Source organism: Inquilinus sp. (genome assembly GCF_057815775.1).
The window spans coordinates 1-7,359 of sequence record NZ_JBYRFX010000315.1 but is presented as its reverse complement, the minus strand read 5'-3'; the positions used below and the strand labels follow the sequence as shown (position 1 = coordinate 7,359).

Sequence of the window (7,359 nt, the reverse complement as noted above, 5' to 3'; positions counted from 1 at the left end):
CGTGGCGGTGACCTTGTCGAAATACACGTCCTCCGGAAACACGTCGTAGCTGACGTCCAGCCCGGTCATGCTCTTGAAGTTGTCGAGATTGGCGATCATCGCATCCGTGTAGGGATGCTTGTTCAAGAGCAGGCTGATCTTCTTGCCGGAGAACTTCTTGAAGTCGGGACCGCCGGCGGCCAGCGCCCGGGTGCCGGCCTGGTTCAGCAGGAAGCCGGCCGTTGCGGCGCCGATGCCGAGCTTGGCCGCACCGGTCATCAGTTCTCGCCGCGACAGGCCGCCGGCGACATGGCGGTCAAAGAGATCGGTCGTGCGGTTCACCACTGTATCCTCCCTCGATGATTATGGTTGTCAGCTGGTCTCGCGTTGGCCCTGCCGTTGTGGTGGCGGCCGGGCTCCGCGGCGCGCGGCCATCGCCACCGCCGCGGATTCGTCGATGATCAGATCGGTCACCGCGCCGCTCATCAGCGCGGCGGTGATGGCGTCGGCCTTGATCGCGCCGCCGGCGATGGCGACGACCTTCCGCCCGCGCAGATCGTCCAGCCCGACGCTCAGCGCCCGGTCGTTGACCTCGGAGGCGACGCGGCGGCCGTTCACGTCCAGGAACTGGCCGGTCAGGTCGCCGACCGCGCCCGCGGCGCGCAGATCGTCATATTCGGACCGGGTCAGCACCCCTGTCTGCAGCATATGCGCCTGCGGCCCCAGTTCGCCGACGCCGACGACGCACAGCGTCGATTGATGGGCCAGCGCCAGCACCGCCTGGACGCTCTTCTGCGACAGCATCACCGCCTTGTCGCTCAGGCTGTCGGCGGCCATCGGCACCGGCATGAAATAGCCCTCGCCGCCGGTCTTGTCGGCCAGGCGCTGCACCACGTCGAACGGGTTGGCGGCGGATTTGCGGGTCAGGCTGCCCAGCAGCGAGACGAATTTGGCATCCGACGCCGCGATCCGCGGCAGCCGGTTGACCAGGGCGGCCAGGGTGCGGCCATGGCTGACGCCGATGATCTTGGCGCCCGGCGTCTCGAGATAGCGCGAGAGATAGGCGGCCCCTTCGGCGCCCAGCGCCTCGAAGGGCTGGTCGTCCTCGTCGATTGCCGGGACGACGCGGCAGAAGCCCAGGCCGAACCGGTCGATCAGCCCGTCCTCGAGCTTCAGGCATTCGGCCGGGCGGCCGGCGATGTGGACGCTGACCAGCCCCAGCTCCTCGGCCAGCGAAATCAAGCGGTGGACCTTGACGCGCGACACGCCCAGCCGGTCCGCGATCTCGCCCTGCGTCAGGCGGCGCACATAGGACAGCCACGCGGCGCGCGTGGCGAGGCTGACTTGGTCGTCCATCCCGTGTCGGCAGTCCTGTAATTTTTTTCAGTGACTGAACAGAATTTCAGGATGGCTCATGCGAGTGCAGCGGTCAAGGGCGTGCCGGTGGCCCCCGTCGTCGATCCGCCGGGCCCCGTTCCCGAGGCCCGGCGGATGCCGTCACTCCGCCGGCGACGGAACCGGTTGGAGCGTCATCGCCGGTACGGTGCCCGATCGGGGCAGCCGCCACCCTTTGACGATGGCGTAGATCGCCGGGATCACCAGCAGGGTGAGGACCGTGGAGGAGACCATGCCTCCCACCATCGGCACGGCGATGCGGCGCATCACCTCCGAGCCGGTCCCGGTGCTCCACAGGATCGGCACGAGCCCGGCCATGATCGCGACCACGGTCATCATCTTCGGCCGCACCCGCTCCACGGCGCCGGTCATGATCGCGCGACCCAGGTCGGCCCGGCTCACCGTCCTGCCCTCCCGAAGCCGCTGCTCGCGGATCTCGGTCAGGGCGTGGTCGAGATAGATCAGCATGACCACGCCGGTCTCGGCCGCCACGCCGGCCAGGGCGATGAAGCCGACGGCCACGGCGACGCTCATGTTGTAGCCCAGCCCCCACATCAGCCAGACGCCGCCGACCAGCGCGAAGGGCACCGAGGCCATGACGATCAGGGTCTCGGCCAGCCGCCCGAAATTGAGGAACAGCAGCACCAGGATCACGACCAGCGTGGCCGGCACCACGATCTTCAGCTTCGCCTCGGCCCGCTGTAGATACTCGAACTGGCCGCTCCATTCGATGTGATAGCCGGGCGGCAGCTTCACCTCCTCGGCCACCGTCCGGGCCGCCTCGGCGACATAGCCGCCGAGATCGCGGCCCTGGAGATCGACATAGATGTAGGACACCGGCTGGGCGTTCTCGGTGCGGATGCTGGGTGGGCCCATGGTGATTTTCACGCTGGCGATCTGGCCCAGGGGCACCATGGCGCCGCCGACGGTGGGCACCAGCACCTGGCTCGCGATCGACTCCGGGTCGTCGCGCAGGTCACGGGGATAGCGGAGATTGACGCCATAGCGTTCGCGGCCCTCGACCGTGGTCGTGACCGTCTCGCCGCCGAGGGCCGCCGCGACGACCTTCTGCACGTCGTCCACCGACAGCCCGTACCGCGCGGCGGCCTCGCGGTCGGGGACGATCTCGACATAGTGGCCGCCTTCCAGGCGCTCGGCGAAGGCGCTGGTGGTGCCTGGCACGTCGTGCACGACACGCTCGACCTCCGTCGCCAGGCGTTCCAGCTCGTGCAGGTCTGGGCCGAAGACCTTGATGCCGACGGGGGTGCGGATGCCGGTCGACAGCATGTCGATGCGGGCCTTGATCGGCATGGTCCAGGCATTGCTGACGCCGGGCAGCTGCAGGGCCCCGTTCATCTCGGCGATCAGCTGGTCGACCGTCTTGCCGGCGGGCCATTCGCTGGGCGGTTTCAGGTTGATCACCGTCTCGCTCATCTCCAGCGGTGCCGGGTCGGTCGCCGTCATCGCCCGGCCCGCCTTGCCGAAGACCGAGGCGACCTCGGGGAAGGACTTGATGATGCGGTCCTGCGTCTGCAGCAGCTCCGCCGCCTTGGTCACCGACAATCCCGGCAAGGTCACCGGCATGAACAACAGCGTGCCTTCGTTCAGGCTCGGCATGAATTCGCTGCCGAGCTGCGACATCGGCCAGGCGGTGACGCCGAGCACGATGACGGAGGCCAGCACGGTCAGGACCGGGATGCGCAGGACAACGCGGATGATCGGCCGGTAGAGCCAGATCAGCACCCGGTTGATCGGGTTCCGGCCTTCCGGGACGATGCGGCCGCGGACGAAGAACAGCATCAGCACCGGCACCAGCGTGATCGACAGGATGGCGCCGCCGGCCATGGCGAAGGTCTTGGTGAAGGCCAGCGGCTTGAACAGGCGGCCCTCCTGGTCCTCCAGCGCGAAGACCGGCAGGAACGAGGCGACGATCACCAGCAGGCTGAAGAACAGCTACGGGCCGACCTCCTTGGCGGCGGCGATCAGGGCAGGGCCCCGCGCCTCGCCGGGCTTGAGCCGTTCGACATGCTTGTGCGCGTTCTCGATCATCACGATCGCCGCATCGACCATGGCGCCGAGCGCGATCGCGATGCCGCCGAGGCTCATGATGTTCGAGCCGATGCCGAGGGCGTGCATGCCGGCGAAGGCCAGCAGCACGCCGATCGGCAGGGTCAGGATCGCCACCAGGGCGCTGCGGACATGCAGCAGGAAGATGAAGCAGACGGCGGCGACGATCAGGCTTTCTTCGACCAGGGTGTGGGTCAGCGTGTTGATGGCGCCGTCGATCAGCTGCGACCGGTCATAGACCGGTTCGATCGATACCCCCTCCGGCAATCCGGGCTTGAGCTCCTCGAGCTTGCTCTTGATGTTGCCGATCGTGGTCAGCGCATCCATGCCGTCGCGCTTCAGGGCGATGCCGCCGACGACTTCGCCGGTGCCGTTCATTTCGGCGATGCCGCGCCGCTCATCGGGCCCCAATTCGACACGCGCCACATCCCGCAGCAGCACCGGCGTGCCGGACCCGCCCGGATCGGCCATCAGCACGACATTGTCCAAGTCCTGCACATTGCGCAGGTAGCCGCGGCCGCGGACCATGTATTCGGTCTCGCTCATCTCGATGGTCCGGCCGCCGACGTCGAGGTTGCTGGCGCGGATCGCATCGGACACCCGGTCGAGCGGGATGCCGTAGGCCTGGAGCTTCCGCGGATCGACCACGACCTGGTACTGCCGTTCGAAGCCGCCGACGCTGGCGACCTCGGCGACGCCCTTCGCCGTGACCAGGTTGTAGCGGACGATCCAGTCCTGGATGCTGCGCAGTTCGGCCAGCGTCCGTTGCGCGCCGACCACGACATACTGGTAGACCCAGCCGACGCCGCTGGCATCCGGCCCCAAGGCGGGGGTCACGCCGGGCGGCAGGCGCTTGGCGGCGAAGTTCAGATACTCCAGCACCCGCGACCGCGCCCAATAAAGGTCGGTGCCGTCGTCGAACACGACATAGACGAAGGACAGGCCGAAATCCGAGAAGCCGCGCACGACCTTGGCATGCGGCACGGCCAGCAGTGCCGTGGTCAGGGGATAGGTGACCTGGTCCTCGACCACCTGGGGCGCCTGCCCGGGATATTCGGTGTAGACGATCACCTGCTTGTCCGAGAGATCCGGCAGGGCGTCGAGCGGCGTGTTGATCACCGACCACACCCCGACACCGGCCAGGATCAGGGTGGCCAGCAGCACCAGCATCCTGTTGCGGGCGCAAAGCTCGATGAGGCGTCCGATCATGGGGTGTCACCCGGTTCGGAGGGTTTCGAGGCGGCGCCGTCCGCGAAGCCCTGCAGGGCGGCGCGAAGATTGCTTTCGGCGTCGATGAGGAAATTGGCGCCGACCACGACCTGGTCGCCCGGCTTGAGCCCGTCGACGACCTGCACCCAGTCGTCGCCGCGGATGCCGAGGTGGACCGGCCGCTTCGAGCCGCGGCCGGCGTCCCGCGCCAGCAGCACGACCTGCCGGCTGCCGCTGTCCATCACCGCTGAGTCCGGCACCGACAGGATAGGCTCCGTCCCGGCCGATGTGCCGATCTGCACATTGGCGTACATGGCGGCGAGCAGCACCCCGTCCGGGTTGGGCATCACGATCCGGACCCGGGCGGTGCGCGTCTCCGGCGACAGGCTGGGGTAGATGAAGTCGACGATGCCCCGGAAGCTGCGGCCGGGAAAGGCGACGAAGCTGGCCGTGGCCCACGCCCCGGTCGCAATCGCGCCCAGGTCCCGTTCCTGGACCTGGGCGATCAGCCAGACGCGGGACAGATCCGCCGTCTTGTACAGCGCCTCGCCGGCTTCGACCCGCATGCCTTGCTGGATCGGCTTGTCGACGACCACGCCATCGGCCGGTGCCATGACGGCGATGCGGCGGGACGACCGGCCGGTGCGGCGCAGGCGTTCGATTTCGTCATCGGGGATGTCGAGCGCATGCAGGCGCTGCATTGCCGCGGCACTCATCGCGCCGCCCATCCGGACCGCCACCAGATACTCCTCCTCGGATGCCACCAGCTCCGGCGAGTAGATCTCGGCCAGAACCTGGCCCTGCCGCACCGGATCCCCGGTCGCGGCCACGGCCAGATACTCGATCCAGCCGGAGACCTTGATGGTGACGGTGGCCAGGTGCCGTTCGTCGAACTGCAGGGTGCCGGTGGCGCTGACGGTCCGGGCGGAGGCCGGCCGCATCACCGCAGCGGCGGTGCGCACTCCCAGGGTCTGCAGCCGGCCCGGACTGATCCGCACGGTTCCGGGCGGATCGTCCTGGCTGCCCTCATCGGCATAGACGGGCAGGTAATCCATGCCCATCGAATCCTGCTTGGGCTTGGGCGAGGTGTCCGCCAGCCCCATCGGGTTGCGGTAGTAGAGGATCCGGTGATCACTCTTCGCCGCCGGCGGGGGCGCCGGGCCGGCTGGCACATCAGGAGCGCGGTCGTCCCGGAACACGGGCCGGTAGTCGCGGCCGTCCCCAGTCTTCCGGGGAGCCGCCGCGTAGAACGGCTTGCCGTCCGGGTCCTGGTAGTAGAGCGGCGACCGGGCGGCATCGTCGGCCCAGGCGGCGCCAGCCGCGATGATCGCGGCGCAGCCGAGCAGGAGGCGCCGCATCACAGGTCACCCCCGACCAGGCGTTCGATCGCGGCCAGCTGGACCTGTTGGTCGAGCTGGACCTGCAGCAGCCGGATCTCAACGTCGTGGACCTGGTGCTGGGCGGCGATGGCCGTGGCCAGTTCGCCGCTGCCCTGGCGATAACTCGCCAGCACCGACTGGAAGCCGGCCCGGGCTTGCGGCATCGACTCCCGGCGCAGCAGCGCCTCGGTGGCGCGGGCGGCGTGGAGCCTGGCGAGGGCTTCGCCCAGCGCGCCCTCGATCTCCAGCTGCGATGCGGTGAAGCTCTGCTGCGTCGCCGCAAGCTCCGCCGCGGCCTCCTGCTGGCCGGAGGCCTCACGGCCCCAGGGAAGCGGGATGTTGATGCCGATGGTGGCCGCGAATCCGACCGGCTGGTCGTTGGTCTGGATGATCGGCCCGGCGCCGACCGTCAGGTCCGGGTACCAGGCCTTGTCGGCCAGGGTGCTCCGTGTCCTGGCCGCCGCGATGGCGGCGCTGCCGGCGGACAAGGTGGGATTGGCGGCGTGGGCGCGATCCAGAAGATCGGCCAGGGTTGGCTCCGCAGCCGGCAGCGGCCGCATGGCGACAGGGTCGGCCAGGACGGCATTGGCTGCACGGCCGACCAGGGCGTTCAGCCGTGCCCGGGCGGCGGCCCTCTCCCCGTCCAGCCGGATCGCCTCGACCTTGGCGTTCGTGTCCTCGCCCAGGGTCTGCAGCACGAAGGCCTGCTCGCCCGAGGCCTGGCCGTAGCGAGCCTCAGCCGCGTCCCGCATCCGCCGGGCCAGCCCGGCGACCTCCCGGTTCACCGCGATAGTCCGGGTGATCACATAGTATTCGGCGAAGGCGACCTTGATCTTCTCGTCGATCTCGTCCTGCGCCGCCTGCTCTCGCCCGCGGGCGGCATCGACATCGGCCAGCGCCGCCTCGCGGCGCAGGTCGCGCTTCCCCCACAAGGGAAAGGACTGGGACAAGGTCACCGTGTGGGCGCTGAACACCCCCGGGTCCCGGTAAGACTGATAGCTGTCGCTGATCGTCGGGTCGTCGAGAGCGTCCGCACCGTCGGCCTTTGCCGCCGCAGCGTCCGTCTGCAGCGCGGCGGCGCGCAGGGCGGGGCTGAGGTGCCGGCCGGCCGCGCGCAGGCCGTCGACGGCGGCGCCGAGCGTGTCGTCGGCCGGCTGGGCCAGGGACGGAAGACCCGCCACCAGGCCGGCTGCCAGCACTCCGCTGGCAGCCAACCGCATCCATGCGACGCGCACGTCACTTCACCAGGTCGGTGGTGATGGTGCCCCGGACGGTGTCCGGCTCGCCCTGCACTTTGGCCGCCAGATGCAGGGCATAGGTGCCGGACATC

Annotated in this window: 4 protein-coding genes and 1 pseudogene; all 5 read right to left on the bottom strand. The window is 69.1% G+C overall.

Annotated elements, in window-relative coordinates:
• On the bottom strand, window positions 1-321 hold a 321-nt coding region (locus AC3XYG_RS11155; RefSeq protein ID WP_489139899.1), incomplete at its 3' end, for a hypothetical protein.
• 30 nt (window positions 322-351) lie between these two features.
• Window positions 352-1,335 carry a sugar-binding transcriptional regulator gene (locus AC3XYG_RS11150; protein ID WP_489139898.1) on the bottom strand — a complete coding sequence of 328 codons (984 nt, stop codon included), beginning with the start codon at window positions 1,333-1,335 and terminating at the stop codon, window positions 352-354.
• Between the two features lie 141 nt (window positions 1,336-1,476).
• A pseudogene (locus tag AC3XYG_RS11145) lies at window positions 1,477-4,650 on the bottom strand (efflux RND transporter permease subunit).
• Complete coding sequence (locus AC3XYG_RS11140; protein ID WP_489139897.1) at window positions 4,647-6,008, bottom strand: efflux RND transporter periplasmic adaptor subunit; 1,362 nt, start codon at window positions 6,006-6,008, stop codon at window positions 4,647-4,649. Before AC3XYG_RS11140 ends, AC3XYG_RS11145 begins: the two are co-directional and overlap by 4 nt.
• Window positions 6,008-7,243, bottom strand: coding sequence for a TolC family protein (locus AC3XYG_RS11135; RefSeq protein WP_489139896.1), 1,236 nt, complete (start codon window positions 7,241-7,243; stop codon window positions 6,008-6,010). The genes AC3XYG_RS11140 and AC3XYG_RS11135 overlap by 1 nt, the downstream gene beginning before the upstream one ends.
• Window positions 7,244-7,359: the final 116 nt, after the last annotated feature.

Excerpts from the sequence above, each read along its gene's own strand:
- AC3XYG_RS11140 (WP_489139897.1), bottom strand. The coding sequence starts at position 6,008 with ATGCGGCGCCTCCTGCTCGGCTGCGCCGCGATCATCGCGGCTGGCGCC.
- AC3XYG_RS11150 (WP_489139898.1), bottom strand. The coding sequence starts at position 1,335 with ATGGACGACCAAGTCAGCCTCGCCACGCGCGCCGCGTGGCTGTCCTAT.